Source organism: Cutibacterium avidum ATCC 25577, from assembly GCF_000227295.1.
Lineage (GTDB): Bacteria > Actinomycetota > Actinomycetes > Propionibacteriales > Propionibacteriaceae > Cutibacterium > Cutibacterium avidum.
Genome location: NZ_JH165054.1, coordinates 1448984 through 1463974, shown reverse-complemented (window position 1 = coordinate 1463974; position 14991 = coordinate 1448984). Strand labels below are relative to the sequence as shown.

The following is a 14991-nucleotide window of genomic DNA, read 5'->3' as shown; positions in this document are numbered from 1 at the left end:
GCTGCTTCAGGCCGCAGCCGACAGGCTCGACGTCGGCGTCACGTGGTCCCGCGCCCAGGCGATCAGCACCTCGACGATGATCTTGGCAGCGACGTAGAGCACCAGCACCGCGAGCGCCACGACATCCCTTATGTCCTCGACGCTAACGTGACCCGACCCGCTAAAGCCCCCGAGGTGGTCTCCTCCAAGGTTTAGCATGGCGATACTCAGACCCCCAGCGACGATAATGAAGACGTGCTGGACCACAACCCGCCGGTTGGCATCCCGTGCGGCCCGTAGATCCTTGGCACGCCGCACGTCAGGGTCACCCAAGGAATCATTGGTCCCCTCGACGACATGGCGCAAGACCGCCAACACGAAAGGCACACCAGCCGCGGTGACGGTCAACTGCACCCCGAGGAGTAAGGCCAACGCACCGGCAAAACCGAGGTGGACCACCAAGAAGAAGAGATTGGCCAAGAGGTAGGAGAGCGGCGAGGCAGTGGCATCAAGGTTCATACCGTTATCAATCCGCCAAGCCGACGGATCGACCGGAATTGGCTCGCCGGTGCGCCTCGACTCCCGCCGCAAACGTCCATTGGCCAGCGCCGCGGCAATGACGAACATGACGTTCTCGCACCAGCCGAGCAAGAGAATGTTGCCCACCGGCCAGCCGAACAGGACGACGCCGACCACCGTGAACAGGTTGTAAACGACGATGGCTCCGTACGTCGTCAGGCTTCTGCGGGTCATGGGGGCCTCCTCGGTTCAACCGACGGTTGGGTCGAAGTGACGGCGGGCAACCTGGAACGACGGCCCGCCGCGTCACACGCAGCAGGCCGTAACGATCGTCAGGACCTACGCGGACCCCAAGGACTTCCACTCGACGGCGGCTGGGGGCCCTCACCCGGCTGGGTAGGTCCGGGGGTCGGGGGCTGAGGCGACTTTCCTCCCCCGACGCTCGGCGGCTGCCAGTCGGACGGCGGCTGCCACTCACCGGGATTGTCCCCCGGAAGATCCCCACCAGGCTCAGGAGCCGGGGGAGCTATGACGCCACGACGCGGAGCACCAACCTCGGGAGCATCCTCGTCCACACCGACAACCTGTGGGGGCTTGACCGGCGGGATGGACGACGGCACACGCTTGTCAGAACCGGTGAACGCGCCACGCTCCGGCCAGTGCTTGAGCGGCTTGAAGATCTCGGCGACCTCAGCCTTGCTCAATGTCTCCTTGGCGAAAAGCTGGCACACCAACTCGTCGAGCACCTCACGGTTGGCGTCCAAGCAGTCAAATGCTTCCTGGTGCGCATTTTCAAGAAGTTCACGCACCTCGTCGTCAATGATCTTGGCGGTCTCGTCGGAGTAGTCGCGCTGTTGCCCAGTCGTCATGCCGAGGAATGGCTCGCTGTCCCCTGACCCCAGTTGCACCGTGCCGACGCGAGCCGACAAACCGTACTGAGTGACGAGAGCGCGAGCCACCTTCGTGGCCTTCTCGATGTCATTCGAGGCACCCGTCGACGGGTCGTGGAAGATGAGCTCCTCGGCCGCACGACCACCCATCATGTACGCCATCGAATCCAGCAACTCGCTGCGCGTCTGGGAGTACTTGTCGGAGTCGGGCATGACCATCGTGTATCCCAGCGCCCGACCACGCGGCAGGATCGTGATCTTCTGTACCGGGTCGGTACCCGGCATGGCCGCGGCCACCAAGGCGTGCCCACCCTCGTGATAAGCCGTCACGAGCCGCTCGTGCTCGTTCATGAGCCGCGTCTTCTTCTGCGGGCCAGCAATGACGCGGTCAATCGCCTCGTCGAGCTCGGCGTTGCCAATCACCGGCAGGTCGGCACGAGCCGTCAGCAAGGCGGCCTCGTTGAGCACGTTCGCCAGGTCGGCGCCGGTCATGCCGGGGGTACGACGGGCGATCGAGGTCAGGTCGACGTTGTCGGCCATCGGCTTGCCGTGGGCGTGCACCTGAAGAATCTTGAGACGGCCGTCGAGGTCAGGGGCCTCCACCGCGATCTGACGGTCGAAACGACCGGGACGCAACAATGCCGGGTCGAGGACGTCGGGACGGTTCGTTGCGGCAATGAGGATGACGCCACCGTGGACGTCGAAGCCGTCCATCTCGACGAGCAACTGGTTCAACGTCTGCTCACGTTCGTCGTGGCCGCCGCCCATACCAGCACCACGGTGCCGGCCGACAGCGTCAATCTCATCGATGAAGATGATCGCCGGAGCGGCCTCCTTGGCCTGCTCGAAGAGGTCGCGGACCCGGGAGGCGCCGACGCCGACGAACATCTCGACGAAGTCCGAACCCGAGATCGAGAAGAAGGGCACTCCAGCCTCACCGGCCACGGCACGAGCCAGCAGCGTCTTACCGGTACCAGGAGGGCCATACAGCAGGACGCCCTTGGGAATCTTGGCACCGACCCGCTGGAACTTCGCCGGCTCAGCGAGGAACTCACGGATCTCCTGCAGCTCGTCGATCGCCTCCTGGCAGCCCGCGACATCAGCGAAAGTCGACTTGGGGGTGTCCTTACTGCCCACCTTGGCCTTGGACTTGCCGAACCCCATGACGCCGCCACGGCCGCCCATGCCTTGTGCTGCGTTCATAGCCCACAAGAAGAACAGCAGGATGATGACGAAAGGCAGGAAGTTGATGAGCAGAGCCTTCCAGATGCTCTGCCCAGGGTTCTCCCCCTGCCACGACTTCAGCGTCTTGTCCTGGACCCGGTCGTTGAGCTTGTCAACGAGTTGGTCGGACTGGTTACCAACCCAGTACGAGCGGTACTTCTTATCGTCGTTCTCAGTGATCTTGATGACCTGATCGCCGTCAGTCAGCGTGACGCCATCCAACTTCTTGTCACTGTTGATGATGCTGACGGCCTCAGACGTCGGAATGTCCTTGTACCCGTTCCCCGACCCGGTGAACTGCAGGAACACAATGATCAAGCCGATGCACAACAGGATCCAGATCAGAGGACCTTTGAAGATGCGGGACACGTTTTTCATGTACTACCTAGGGGCATGGGTGGGTGGGACTCAAGGCGTCACGATACCAGCGCATGACAACATCGCAGTGTTGACGAACGCTGTACCGCATCGCGACCATCCCAACCCGATGGCGGTCCGCCCTTCGACGTCGACCCCTCAGGAGTTGTACACGTGCGGCGCCAGCGTCGCCACATCCGTGAGGTTGCGGTACTTGTCGGCGTAATCCAGGCCGTATCCGACGACGAACTCGTTGGGAATGTCGAAACCGACGTACTTGACATCCAGCGGGCAGGTCACGGCCTCCGGCTTGCGGAACATCGCCATGATCTCGATGGAGTTGGGGTTGCGGCTGCGCAGGTTCTGCACCAGGTAGCTCAGCGTCAGGCCGGTGTCGATGATGTCCTCGACGATGAGGATGTCGCGGCCCTCGATGTCCTTGGTGAGGTCCTTGAGGATGCGCACCACGCCGCTGGACTTCGTACCGGCACCGTAGGACGACACGGCCATCCAATCCATGGACATGTGGGACTTCATCGCGCGGCACAGGTCCGCCATGGTCATGACAGCACCGTTGAGCACACCAACCATGAGGATTTCCCGCCCCGCATAGTCGGCGTCGATCTGGGCAGCGACCTCGCGGACACGAGAGGCCACCTGCTCATCGGTGTACAGAACGCGGTCGAAATCTTCGGGAATGTCAGAAGCTCGCACGGATCCAGCTTACCGATCCCGGATCTGCCGCAGGCGCTGGGTGAGGTACAGGGTCCCACGCCTCATCTCGACGCGGCCGCCAGGAACGTCCACCCCAGCGCCTCCGGGACCGTCCAGAAGACCCAGGACGGCGTCGACGTGAACCATTGTCGCCTCGGGCAGCCACTTCTTGACGACCCGTCGAGCCAACCCGGATTCCACACCTCGCAGCCCGGGCAGAACGTCGTCCGTCACCTCGTGGTCTCGTGCCCACTGGTCAGCCACAGCCGTGACGACGGCGTCTTCTCCGGCCAACAGCGACGCGCTGCGGGCCAGGGATTCCGCCACCCCCGATCCGAGGACGTCCTCGAGAACCGGCATGAGCTCGGTGCGCACCCTGGAGCGCAGGAACCGCGAGTCACTGTTGTGGGGATCATGCCATGGCTCGACGTCCCATTCCTGGCATGCCTGCAGGGTCTGGGCCCGACGCACCCCCAACAGCGGGTGCCAGAACTGGCCTGCCCGCGGCCGAATACCGGCGAGCGACGTCGCCCCGGAGCCACGGGCCAGGGACAGCAAGACCTGTTCGGCCTGGTCGTCGAGGGTGTGGCCGAGCAGGATCGGCGTCTTCCCGGCGACGTCAACCAGCGCTGCTCGACGAGCGGTTCGAGCCGCCGCCTCCGGGCCGTCAGGGTCATTCGGATCGATCTCGACGCGACGCACACAGGCGTCCATCCCACGGTCGGTCAGCAGGTCTCGAGTACGCGCTGCCACCTCGTCCGACCCGTCCTGCAGCTGATGGTCGACGATGACGACCATCACCTCGGCTCCACGGCGTCGAGATGCCCACTCCGACCCCAACGCCAGGGCGAGGGAGTCCGGCCCGCCAGAACACCCGACGACGAACCGGTCAATTCCGCGGACCGCATGCTCGACGGCCTGGGCAACCGTCAGGGCTGCCGGACCCAGTTCACGTCGTGCCATCAGCGGGTGCAGCCGCACCCGGCCAGGTTGCCGTAGACGACGTCAAGCCAGGATCGAGCGGAGCCATCGGTCTGGTTGACGATGAAGGAGGCGACGAGGATGCGCCCGTCGGCGTCACGCAGCCATCCCGACATCGAGATAACCCCTTGCAGGCTGCCGGTCTTGGCGTGGACCACGCCACGCGCCGCTGCCGTGCTCGGCTCGGAGAAGCGCTTGTGCAAGGTTCCCGAGACCCGACTGACGGGAACCGCATTGGCTACCGGCTGCAGCTTCGGTGTCGTCAAAACCTTTTGCCAGGCGTGGGAAAGCATGGCCGCCGTGATCCGGTTGCCTCGGGACAGGCCCGACCCATCCTGAACGACAGCGCCGTCCTGCCAGGCTCCCATGTTCTTGAGGTGCTCCTCGAGGGCCTGGGAGGCGCCGGCGAAGGATCCCGGCTTGCCGCTCGCAAGGGCCATCTGACGGCTCAGCACCTCTGCGGCGGAGTTGTCGGACTCCTCCAACGTGCGAGTGACGAGGTCCTCCACCGGGATCGACTGCACGGCAGCAATCTGCTTGTCGGACTCGCCCGCCTTGTGTCGAACCACCGATCCCGTGACCGTGATACCGGCGCTGCGGAGCTGTCCGACGAAGGTATTCGTCGCCAAGACCGCAGGAGTCTTGCTTCGATTCCACGGATTGTTGTTGATCATTCCTTCGTCAACCCACAGCGAGGTGATCGGGGTGACCTCATCGGAGTAGTTGTCGATCGGCCATGCACTGTTCCACGTGGGACCGGAGAACAGGGTGTCGTCAAATCTGACGGTGACCGACCTCGTGCCAGCCTCCTTGAGGGCCGCCGCGGTGCGCTTGGCAAGCTGCTCCGTCGACGGGTACTCAGGATGCTTGTCGGAGGCCGAGGAACGCAGGTAGGGATCGCCACCGCCGACCAGGGTCAACGCCGACCCGTCAGCGACAACCTTCGTCGTGTAGCGGTGCCCGGCATCCGTGCAATCCAGCAGCGCAATCGCGGTCATCACCTTGAGGTTCGAAGCAGGGGTCAACAGGGTGCTCTGCCCGGATTGATAGAGGGTTTCACCAGTCGCAGCATCCATGATGTCGGCACCAAGCACGCCCGGGGCCGCACCGGCAGCTTTCACACGATTGGCCACGCTTGCTGCCAGTGGCTTGGTTGACGGAGTATTCGGGGCCACCGCAGCGACGACCCCCCGACCCGGCTGCACCGCAGGTGCGGTGTTCCCGTGACGACGGGTCAGCAGTCCACGCTCGGCCTCGTTCGTCGACGTACCGGTTCGCAGAGAACTGACGACCACCACGAGCACGACAATGCCGGTCACGGCGACACCGACAAGGACTGGAACCCATGCCGGCATACGGCGTCGCGGCTCGGGCACAGCACGTTTCGGGTTACGTTGATCTGGGTGTGGCACGAAAAATCCCTCCTGCAAACGGATACAGTGTCGATCATCACCGTGTCTAATACAAGAAGAGGGGCCCCTCGTGACTGACGATTTCACCAACCCATTCCAGGGAGAACAGCCCGATAGCTTGCACTTTGATGTGACGATCGAGATTCCGCGTGGCACCAAGAACAAGTACGAGATGGATCACGAGACCGGTCGTATCCGTCTTGACCGTACGTTGTTCACCTCTACGCAGTACCCGTACGACTACGGATACATCGAGGGGACCCTCGGAGAGGACGGCGATCCGCTGGATGCCTTGGTCCTTCTCACCGAGCCCACCTTCCCCGGTTGCCTCATCGAGTGCCGCGCACTGGCCATGTTCCAGATGCAGGACGAGATGGGCGGCGACGACAAGGTGCTGTGCGTCCCCGCTGACGACCCCCGTCGTGCCAACCTCATCGACCTTGACGACGTCGGCAGCATGACCCTCATGGAGATCGAGCACTTCTTCACCGTCTACAAGGACCTCGAGCCCGGGAAGTCGGTCGAGGGCGCCACCTGGACCGGCCGCGAAGAGGCCGAGGCCGAGATCAAGGCCTCGATCGAGCGCGCCAAGGGCACCTCCTACGAGCACCTGCAGGTCAACCTGGCCTGACGGCTCGGCCTCGTCTCCCGACACCGCCCCGATACCGGGAGACGAGGTTCACCAACACACCGCAATCGGCGGTCGCGACGCAGCGGCCGCCGATTGCTGTTTCCTCGGCATGTCGGACGGGTCATGACACAATGTCAGCCATGTCCGAGACCCTCGTCCTGCTCGCCCCTGCCGCCAACCACGTCTATGCCGGGCAGGCAGGGCGTCTGTGCGCTGCGGAGTTGGCCCTCACCTGCCCGAATGCCACGACGGTCTCACCGGTGACGGTGGCTGGGGTCGAGTACCTCACCGTCAATGGCGACGAGCCCCTCGGACCTGCGGACTTGGCTGCGTTGGCGCGGTCCTCGGCAGCTCTCGCCTGCTTCGAACGTCATGGCGACCTGTTGGCTCCCCTGGAACTGCCGCGAGTCGACGTAGTCGATGAGGATCTTGTCACCATCCCCAAGTACCGGGGCAAGACCAATGAGCAATTCACCCGGCTGCTGCTCAACCTCACGATCGCCAGCCTCGACGGCCGCTGCGCGACTCGTCGCGACGAGGGCCAGAGACTGGCCATTCTCGATCCGTTGGCCGGGCGTGGTACCACCCTGGAGTGCGCATGGATGGCGGGTCATGACGGATTCGGGGTGGAACAGGACGCCAAAGCCGTCGAGGCGATGGCCGCCCACGTCACCACTTGGCTGCGTCGCAAGCGTCTCAAGCACAGCTGCGACACCCATCCGGTGCGCCGCGACGGCCACTCCATCGGCAAGCGGTTTGACGCCGAGGTGAGGCTCCCAGGAGCCGAGCCCCTGACGATGGGGGTGTTCACGGGGGACGCCGTCGACTCGGCGAACCTGTGGGGACGCAAGACCTTCGACGCCGTCGTCACCGACGCCCCTTACGGCGTCGTGCACGGATCCCACAGCGGGTCATCGCGACGTCGCTCCCCCGCTGATCTGCTGCGCGAAGCCGTTCCGGTGTGGGCTGGCCAGTTGCGCCACGGCGGTGCGCTGGGAATGTCGTGGAACACCCTTGGCCTGTCCCGTGAGGATCTTGTGGCGATCCTGTCCGACGCAGGCCTGACTACCCTCGATGACAACCCCTGGCGTCAGTTCAGCCACCGCGTCGACTCGTCGATCCACCGCGACCTCGTCGTCGCTGTCAAGAGCTGAGCAAAGGCTCAGGAGAAGAGCTGGGCAAGCACACCGAGCTGGTTCCAGCGCTGCACGTCCTCCCCGGCCGAATGCCCTGCGAAGGGATAGACGGCAATCTGCTTGTCCGCAACCATCCCGTCGCCCCAGGCGTTGTAAGCCGCCCACACCGACGACGGCGGCACCAACTGGTCCATCATCGCCACGGAGAACCAGGTGGCAGTACGGGCGCGACGGGCGAAGTGCAGACCGTCGAAGTAACCCAGCGTCTGGAAGGCCTTGCCACACAGGGACGGATGAGCCGCCAGGTACTTGACGACCTCGAGATAAGGACCAGCCGTGGCGATGTCACAGCTGCGCCTCATGTGACACAGGAAGGGGGCATCGACGAAGGCACCAGCCAGCTTGATGCCACGCATGGCTGCCAACCCGCACACCGCTATCGTCTGACCAGCGCCCTGGGAGTGACCGTGGACGACAATTCTGGTGGGATCGACGATCTTCATCTCCCGAGCGGTCTGCAGGCACCGGAAGGCGTCGGTGAACAACCGGCGGTAGTAGTGGCCATGCGGGTCCGACAGGGATTGGGTCATGAATCCCGGAGCACCGGAGCCCTCGTGGACGTCCGGGGAGTTCTCGGTCAGAGCGGGGTGGCCCCATCCCTGACCGCGCGGATCGACGACGATGTGCGCGTACCCGGCCGCCGCGAAGGCCGATCCGATCGGGACCCCGCGCGAACCAGAGTAGCCGATGTACTCGATGACAAGGGGTAACGGCCCGCTCGCCCCGGCGGGGGCGTGCATCCAACCACTCACTCTGGAGCCGTGATACCCCGCCCATGACAGGTCCCAGGTGTCGATGAGGGCCTGACGATTGTCGAACGGGGTTGCCGTCAGATCGAGCGGGATGCTGGCGTGCTCGTCGAGGGTTTCGGCCCAGAAGGAGTCGAAACCCTCGGGTTCAGGGACAACCGGGTGGTAGTTGCGCGCCTCGTCAATGCCCATATCCGTGAGCGGCATGCCAACATCGTAGGACCACCTCGCCCACGGGGTGCAACCATGGAATCATGCACACCCTGTTCCTCATGAGACATGCCCAGCCTGCATCCCACGCCGCCGGGGGTGACCGAGAGCGTCCGCTCACCGACCTGGGACGCCGCCAGGCCCGCGAGGTCGGAATGCGTCTTGGACTGCGCAATGTCGGCCATGCGCTGGTCTCCGACGCCCTCCGCACCCGACAGACCTGGGACTGCCTCCAGCTGGATTGCCCCGTGGAATTCATGCGCGCCCTGTACTACTGCGGCACAGACACCATGCGTCAGCGCATTGGAGAGATCGACGACGACGTCGACAACCTGCTCGTCATCGCTCACGCCCCGACGATTCCTGGCTTGGCAGCACAACTGGCCGCGATGAGCGGTGCCGAGGAAAAGGTCGGCTGCTGGTACCCGCCAGCAACCCTCACCGAGGTCGAGGTCGCCGGCACCTGGGCCGATCTGACCGATGAGTACTTCGACAAGGTGCGCCTCGTCGGGGTCCAGCGGCCGATGTGACGAGCCGCCTTGGTCCTCGCTCAACGCAGGATGTGAACCTCGGCAGCGACGCCGCCGGTGCAGGTGGTGTACGTCTCCTCCGTCCTGCACTTCATGGTGTAGTTCCTGCCGGTGACCGGGCTGTGGGCGTTCACCTCGTAGCCGCCCTGGGCGTCGTCGGGAATTACATTGGCGACTTCGAGCGCGAACGGGCATGACGTCGTGCCCACGGCACCGACCGTCGAGGAGCAGACAGTGTCACCGTCAGGAAGCTTGTCGGCAACCCGGCGAGCACTCGACGTCGGGGATTCCGGGGTGGAAGGAGCCGAACTAGCCGCGGGCGCAGGCGAGGACTCGAGGAAGCTGGGCGTGGCGTCGATGGATGTGGCGCCCTCGTGAGGTTCCTCCGAGGCGGGGGGCTCCTGCGAGGTGGACTGCTCGGCATGAGCGCTGGCCGACGGCGTCGACACCGGAATGGGTTCCCCGTTTGAGCGCCCCTTTCGACCACCGGCGAAGAGTAAGATCGCACCCAGGATGACGAGCACGAGTAGCCCGATCACCAAGCCGATGAGCACGTTCCGGTGGCGGGACGAGTCATCCGGAGGCTGCGGGTGTGACGTGGCAGGGGCAGACGGCGGCGGGGGTGGGGTGAAGACAGGATTATCCCGAACCGTCGCCATCGCGCGAGTCCGCTCTGCCTCGGGGTCACGGAACCAGTCGTCGGGCAGCTGTGAATCCCCGGCCTCCTGACCCTGGCCTTGCGGAGGCTGCTGCTGACCCGACCAGGGCTGGCTGGTGCTCCACTGTTGGGTCGGCGTGGAATCCTGTCGCTGCCACTGCTGGGTTGGTGTCATGTCCTGCTGATCTCGAGGCTTCGGCGGGGTCTGCACCCGAGGAATCTCCCTCGTCGGAGCTTCATCAGCGCCCACGGGGCTCTGCACGACCGTCTCGTCGAAGGAGCCAGGGTCTGTCATGCGCACGGCACCGGGCAGGTGCAGGTCCAGCCCACACTGTCTGCAGGCGGCATCGTGCGCACCCACCTGGGTGCCGCATCGCGCACAAAACATAGTCTCATCTCCGTCCATGAGTGGCGCGTCAAGGATATGGCATGTTTTCACGGTCTCCGCGTCACGTTCCTGTCACCGACGTAACACCGTCGTCACACAAGAGCGCGATTCTTCACATGTCAGTAACGCCGACCAAACGGTTCCGCAACGCTGCCAGATGACGATTGACACCATGACACCACTGCTTGAGATCAATGCCGGCGACACCGCCTGGGTGCTCGCCAGCGCGTCCTTGGTGCTGTTCATGACACCGATGCTCGCCTTCTTCTACGGCGGTATGGTGCGAGCCAAGGGCGTGCTCAACATGCTCATGATGAACGTCGTTGCGATGGGGACCATCGGCGTCCTCTGGGTGGTCTGCGGTTACTCGATGGCCTTCGGTGACCCGCAATGGGGAGGCCTCATCGGCAACCCCGCCCAGTACTTCGAACTCCACGGGGTCATGGGAACCGAGGTCGGAACCATTCCCGGATTCGTCTTCGTCGCCTTCCAGTCCGCCTTCGCCATCATCGCAACTGCCCTCGTCAGCGGCGCCGTCGCTGACCGGATGAAGTTCTTCGCCTGGGTCGTATTCACCATCCTGTGGGGCCTGCTGGTCTACTTCCCGGCCGCCAACTGGGTGTTCGGCACCGGCTGGATCCTCAACACCATGCACGCCGTCGACTTTGCCGGTGGCACCGCGATCCACATCAACGCCGGCGCTGCCGCCCTTGCCCTAGCCCTCATCCTCGGCCCACGCGTCGGATTTGGTTCCAGGCCGATGCGCCCGCACAACACCACCCTCGTCATGCTCGGCGCCGGCGGCCTGTGGTTCGGCTGGTTCGGATTCAACGCCGGATCTACGCTGGAGGCCAATGACACCGCAGGTCTGGCCTGGGTCAACACCCTCGCCGCTGCTGCCGCCGCCATGCTCGCATGGATCTGCGTCGAGCGCATCCGCGACGGTCAACCCACCATGCTTGGCGCTGCCTCGGGCATCGTCGCAGGCCTGGTCGGCATCACCCCGGCCTGCGCGTCGGTCTCCCCGTGGGGCGCCGTCATCATCGGCATCGTCTGCGGCGCCGTCTGCGCCCTGGCCGTCAGCCTGAAATACCGCTTCAGTTACGACGACTCCCTCGACGTCGTCGGCGTCCACATGGTCGGTGGCTTCCTGGGCACCGTCCTCATCGGATTCCTCGCGGACCCGCATGCCATGGCTGAAGGCGCCTCCGCCTCCTTAGAGGCCAATGGAGCCGGCCTGTTCCTCGGTGGTAACGGCAAGCTGCTGGGGGTCCAGGTCATCTGTGCCCTCGCGATGATGGCCTACTCCTTCGTCGTCAGCGGCCTCATCGGCCTGGTCATCAAGAAGACGATGGGCATCCGTGTTTCCACCGCCGAGGAGCTGCGCGGCATCGACCTGGTCGAGCACGCCGAGTCCGGGTACGACTTCTCCAGCGTCCGCTACTCCTCCCTGGTGCTACCCAAGGCCCACGCCCACCACGAGGACGCCCCTCGCCCTGACGGCAAGCCCGCCCGCGCCGTCGAAACCACCGCCGACAAGGAAGAGATCTCGGCATGAAGCTCATCACCGCCATTATCCAGCCGTCGGCACTTGACACCGTCCGGCTCGAACTCGCGAAAGCCGGAGTCTCTGGTCTGACGATTTCCGAGGCAGCCGGCTACGCCCGCCAGAAGGGTCACACTGAGGTCTACCGAGGCGCCGAGTTCACCATCGACTTCCTCGAGAAGGTCCGCGTCGAGGTCAGCGTCTGACCGATCAGAGCAGGTCGACAGCCTCCTGAGCCGCGCGAGCACCGGCTCGCAGCGCGCCTTCCATGTAGCCGTTGAAGGAGGAGGCGTACTCGGCGCCGGCGAAGAGCACCCTGCCCAACGGCTGGGCGAGGATCGGGCCGGTGGCAGTCCAGAGGCTGGGAGCGAAGTGGGCGCCATGACAGCCACCGGTGTAGGGCTCGGAGAGCCAGTCGCGGTCGAGGTATTCGATCGGAGAGCTGGGAGCCTCACCGAAGGCGGACTCGACGACCTCCTCGAAGGCACGCTGACGCAGGCTCACCGAGAGTTTGCCGTAGCCCGACGCTTCGGTGCCCTCGAAGAAGCCCATCAGGACTCCCCTGCCGGTCTCGTCGTCGGAGGTGTCGAAGATGACGCGGACGGCACCCTCGTCGGCACCCATCTGGCCGGAGGCTCCAGAGGTGCGCCACCACGGGCTGTCGTAGACGAGGTAGGCCTTGATGACATTGCCTGCGGGTACCTTCTCGGCCATCTCGAGACGCTCTGCCGGAAGAGCAGGATCGAACTCGATCTCCTTGAGAAGACGCGGAGGGACGGTGACGATGACGCTGCGCCCCTGGTACTCGGTGCCGATGGACGTCGCGACGGTGACGGTGCCACCGTCTGCGTGGATGGAGCGGACCGGGCAGGAGAGCTTGAGATCCTCGCCGAGACGCTCCGCGAGGTTGCGAGCGACCTGGGCGACACCGCCCTTGACGCGCTGCTGCTTGAGCCCACCGTTGACGGCGACGAGGGATTCCAGGTCCACCCCGGAGTTGGCCTTCGTCAGACCATCAAGAAGTGTGGTGTCGTCGGGAAAGACCCCGAAGGCACGCCGGAAAAGATTGGTGATGTATTCACGTCCGGCGTCGGTACGCACATTCGAGACCACCCACTGACTCAGGGACTGATTCAGCCACGTACCGTTCGCCGTCGTCCAACCCTTGTTGTTGGCGACCCGATCGGCCAGACGGCGGAACCTTAGCAGGCCCTGACCGAGGTCAGACAGTTCGAAGGGGCTGAGGGTGTGGGCAGAGCTGGAGGAATTGGTGACGTGGGAGACCCGTCCGCGAGCCTTGACGACGACGTCGCCCTCGGTGGAGTCGACCAGTTCAAGGCCTTGGGAGGCGATGAGGGAGCGAAGTTCTTCATGGCCCTCACTGACCCACTGGCCGCCCAACTCGATGACCTGCCCATTGGACAACTCCGCGTTCTCGAGGCGCCCACCCACTCGGGAGCGAGCCTCCAGAACCACCACCGAGTGCCCTGCGGATGCGAGTTCTTCGGCGGCCGTCAGTCCGGCGAGGCCTGCGCCGATAATGATGCTGTCGTACATGCGTCCCCTTGCAATTCCGCTGGACGGCCGAACCGAGGAGTCAGGCCGCAACCTACGAATCGTGGTGCCTCGATCGTACCGGGCCACCCTGACGCATTGCGCGTCGACCCTGTTCGATACCCCGGTTCGCCCTTCCTGAGCTGGCGAACGCGAATCGGAGTTGATCGGCGGGGATGATCCGTGACGTCTGCGCAGGAAATGCGCCACAGTTCCTCGGTGGCAACCATCTACACCCACGCCGACTTCGGCGATCGTCATGGCCGTGGCGTATTGGTGTGGGTTCTCCTCGTTCGGGATGGTCATCACGACCCTCGTCGGTCTGGGTTCCCAGCACTGGCACAGCGTGGTCGTTGGGTATTGTCCCAGACTGTCGGAGTGGACCCTGCAGTTGTCGTCCTCACAAGGTGCAGAACATGGTGCGGGCACGTCAGGAGGCCCAGGACGGCACTGCCGGCGATCCACTGGGTAAGCCGGCATCAGCTCCACTGACACCTACAGGAGAGCCATGACCCTCGATCGCACCATCGCCCACGCCACACCGCTCGACAACGCCGATCTCATCGACGCCTGGCTCGCGGCCATCCCCGTTGACGCCAACCGTCAGCGCGTCTCCGACCTGCTCAACGAGACCTTGCGCACCCACCCGAATCTCGTCCTGGTGTGGAAATGGAATATGCCGATGCTCACTGATCATGGCTCGTTCATCGCGAGCTGGAGTGCCTCGGCCAAGCACCTGGCCCTGGCCTTCGAGGCAGCGACCCTTGATGCCTTCACGGAACGAATCATCGACGAGGGCTACACCAGGTCCAAGAAGATGTGGCAGGTGAGGTGGGATCAGCCGGTTCCATGGCCACTCATCGACGACATGCTCGGGCACGCCATCGAGGTCAAGAAGGACTGCACGACCTTCTGGGCGAGGTGAGGGGACTTTTCACAAGGCCGTGTCGACCGTGTTGAGACCCAAGTCGTGCCAGGCGGTCAGGAGAGCTCGGTCGCCAGGTACGGCGACCGAGTCGTCCTCACAGACACTCAGTGCGGCAGCACAGTGGACGGAGTCATATCCGCGCAGCCGCTGCTCCCTCGCGATAGTGCACGCCACTTCGAGTAGAGGATCACTGATCTTGACGACGTGTCGACATAGGCAATCATCGTCGCTGCAGTTCGACGAAATCGCTCACCATCGCTCCGGCGTCCACCGGATGTGGGAGACGAGGCTTCCCGACCCGACAGGGCGTGACCAAAACCGTCGGCAATCATGATTTCCAACTTGGGATACTGCTCGACGGGGACCAGTCGGGCGACTGGCTTGCCGTGGTCAGTCGCTGCGATCGTCTGACCGTTCCTGACCTGCGCAACGTGTTTGTTCAAACTGTCACGTGGTTCTCTAATACCCACTTCCATGGCAGCCTCCCCATGTGGCGCTTTCCTCGTCTTCAATTAGGGCCACATC

At 64.3% G+C, this 14991-nt stretch carries 16 protein-coding genes; 6 read left to right on the top strand and 10 right to left on the bottom strand.

Going from position 1 to position 14991, the window contains the following annotated elements; all coding sequences use genetic code 11:
- Positions 1-6: 6 nt before the first annotated feature.
- The 5 genes from HMPREF9153_RS06395 to dacB form a co-directional block, all read right to left on the bottom strand.
- Positions 7-732: a DUF6498-containing protein gene (locus HMPREF9153_RS06395; RefSeq protein WP_004810426.1), complete on the bottom strand. Its 726-nt coding sequence runs from the start codon at positions 730-732 to the stop codon at positions 7-9.
- A 98-nt stretch (positions 733-830) separates the two neighbouring features.
- Positions 831-2990, bottom strand: a complete 2160-nt coding sequence (gene ftsH, locus HMPREF9153_RS06390) for an ATP-dependent zinc metalloprotease FtsH (protein WP_004810424.1) — start codon at positions 2988-2990, stop codon at positions 831-833.
- Between the two features lie 138 nt (positions 2991-3128).
- Entirely contained in the window at positions 3129-3683 is a 555-nt protein-coding gene (gene hpt, locus HMPREF9153_RS06385) for a hypoxanthine phosphoribosyltransferase (protein ID WP_004810421.1), read from the bottom strand.
- A 9-nt stretch (positions 3684-3692) separates the two neighbouring features.
- Positions 3693-4646 carry a tRNA lysidine(34) synthetase TilS gene (gene tilS / locus HMPREF9153_RS06380; RefSeq protein ID WP_023032315.1) on the bottom strand — a complete coding sequence of 318 codons (954 nt, stop codon included), beginning with the start codon at positions 4644-4646 and terminating at the stop codon, positions 3693-3695.
- Complete coding sequence (dacB, locus tag HMPREF9153_RS06375; protein ID WP_036909867.1) at positions 4646-6019, bottom strand: D-alanyl-D-alanine carboxypeptidase/D-alanyl-D-alanine endopeptidase; 1374 nt, start codon at positions 6017-6019, stop codon at positions 4646-4648. The genes tilS and dacB overlap by 1 nt, the downstream gene beginning before the upstream one ends.
- Positions 6020-6146: 127 nt before the next feature.
- On the opposite strand from dacB, the gene HMPREF9153_RS06370 reads away from it, so the two are divergent.
- Entirely contained in the window at positions 6147-6707 is a 561-nt protein-coding gene (locus tag HMPREF9153_RS06370) for an inorganic diphosphatase (RefSeq protein WP_004810415.1), read from the top strand.
- A 140-nt stretch (positions 6708-6847) separates the two neighbouring features.
- Positions 6848-7861 carry a TRM11 family SAM-dependent methyltransferase gene (locus tag HMPREF9153_RS06365; protein ID WP_023033301.1) on the top strand — a complete coding sequence of 338 codons (1014 nt, stop codon included), beginning with the start codon at positions 6848-6850 and terminating at the stop codon, positions 7859-7861.
- Positions 7862-7869: 8 nt separating this feature from the next.
- Here the strand turns inward: HMPREF9153_RS06365 and HMPREF9153_RS06360 are convergent, their stop codons facing one another.
- Positions 7870-8859: an acetylxylan esterase gene (locus tag HMPREF9153_RS06360; RefSeq protein WP_004810413.1), complete on the bottom strand. Its 990-nt coding sequence runs from the start codon at positions 8857-8859 to the stop codon at positions 7870-7872.
- A 47-nt stretch (positions 8860-8906) separates the two neighbouring features.
- Between HMPREF9153_RS06360 and HMPREF9153_RS06355 the strand changes: the two genes are divergently transcribed.
- Positions 8907-9392: a SixA phosphatase family protein gene (locus tag HMPREF9153_RS06355; RefSeq protein WP_004810412.1), complete on the top strand. Its 486-nt coding sequence runs from the start codon at positions 8907-8909 to the stop codon at positions 9390-9392.
- Between the two features lie 20 nt (positions 9393-9412).
- Here HMPREF9153_RS06355 and HMPREF9153_RS06350 read toward each other — a convergent pair whose 3' ends face one another.
- Entirely contained in the window at positions 9413-10345 is a 933-nt protein-coding gene (locus HMPREF9153_RS06350) for a hypothetical protein (protein WP_036910037.1), read from the bottom strand.
- 265 nt (positions 10346-10610) lie between these two features.
- Here HMPREF9153_RS06350 and HMPREF9153_RS06345 point away from each other — a divergent pair, with 265 nt between their 5' ends.
- Together HMPREF9153_RS06345 and HMPREF9153_RS06340 are read left to right on the top strand one after the other, a co-directional pair.
- Entirely contained in the window at positions 10611-11996 is a 1386-nt protein-coding gene (locus HMPREF9153_RS06345) for an ammonium transporter (RefSeq protein WP_138237625.1), read from the top strand.
- Positions 11993-12190: a P-II family nitrogen regulator gene (locus HMPREF9153_RS06340; protein WP_004810409.1), complete on the top strand. Its 198-nt coding sequence runs from the start codon at positions 11993-11995 to the stop codon at positions 12188-12190. Before HMPREF9153_RS06345 ends, HMPREF9153_RS06340 begins: the two co-directional genes overlap by 4 nt.
- 4 nt (positions 12191-12194) lie before the next feature.
- On the opposite strand, the gene HMPREF9153_RS06335 is transcribed toward HMPREF9153_RS06340, so the two are convergent.
- A complete protein-coding gene (locus HMPREF9153_RS06335) occupies positions 12195-13541 on the bottom strand; it encodes a flavin monoamine oxidase family protein (protein WP_004810408.1) in 1347 nt (448 codons plus the stop codon).
- 505 nt (positions 13542-14046) lie between these two features.
- Here HMPREF9153_RS06335 and HMPREF9153_RS06330 point away from each other — a divergent pair.
- On the top strand, positions 14047-14463 hold the full coding sequence (locus HMPREF9153_RS06330; RefSeq protein WP_004810406.1) for an iron chaperone: 417 nt from the start codon (positions 14047-14049) through the stop codon (positions 14461-14463).
- A 9-nt stretch (positions 14464-14472) separates the two neighbouring features.
- Here HMPREF9153_RS06330 and HMPREF9153_RS06325 read toward each other — a convergent pair whose 3' ends face one another.
- Together HMPREF9153_RS06325 and HMPREF9153_RS11905 are read right to left on the bottom strand one after the other, a co-directional pair.
- Positions 14473-14640, bottom strand: a complete 168-nt coding sequence (locus HMPREF9153_RS06325) for a PIN domain-containing protein (RefSeq protein ID WP_015583334.1) — start codon at positions 14638-14640, stop codon at positions 14473-14475.
- Complete coding sequence (locus HMPREF9153_RS11905; RefSeq protein WP_023033299.1) at positions 14571-14942, bottom strand: type II toxin-antitoxin system Phd/YefM family antitoxin; 372 nt, start codon at positions 14940-14942, stop codon at positions 14571-14573. The genes HMPREF9153_RS06325 and HMPREF9153_RS11905 overlap by 70 nt, the downstream gene beginning before the upstream one ends.
- Positions 14943-14991: the final 49 nt, after the last annotated feature.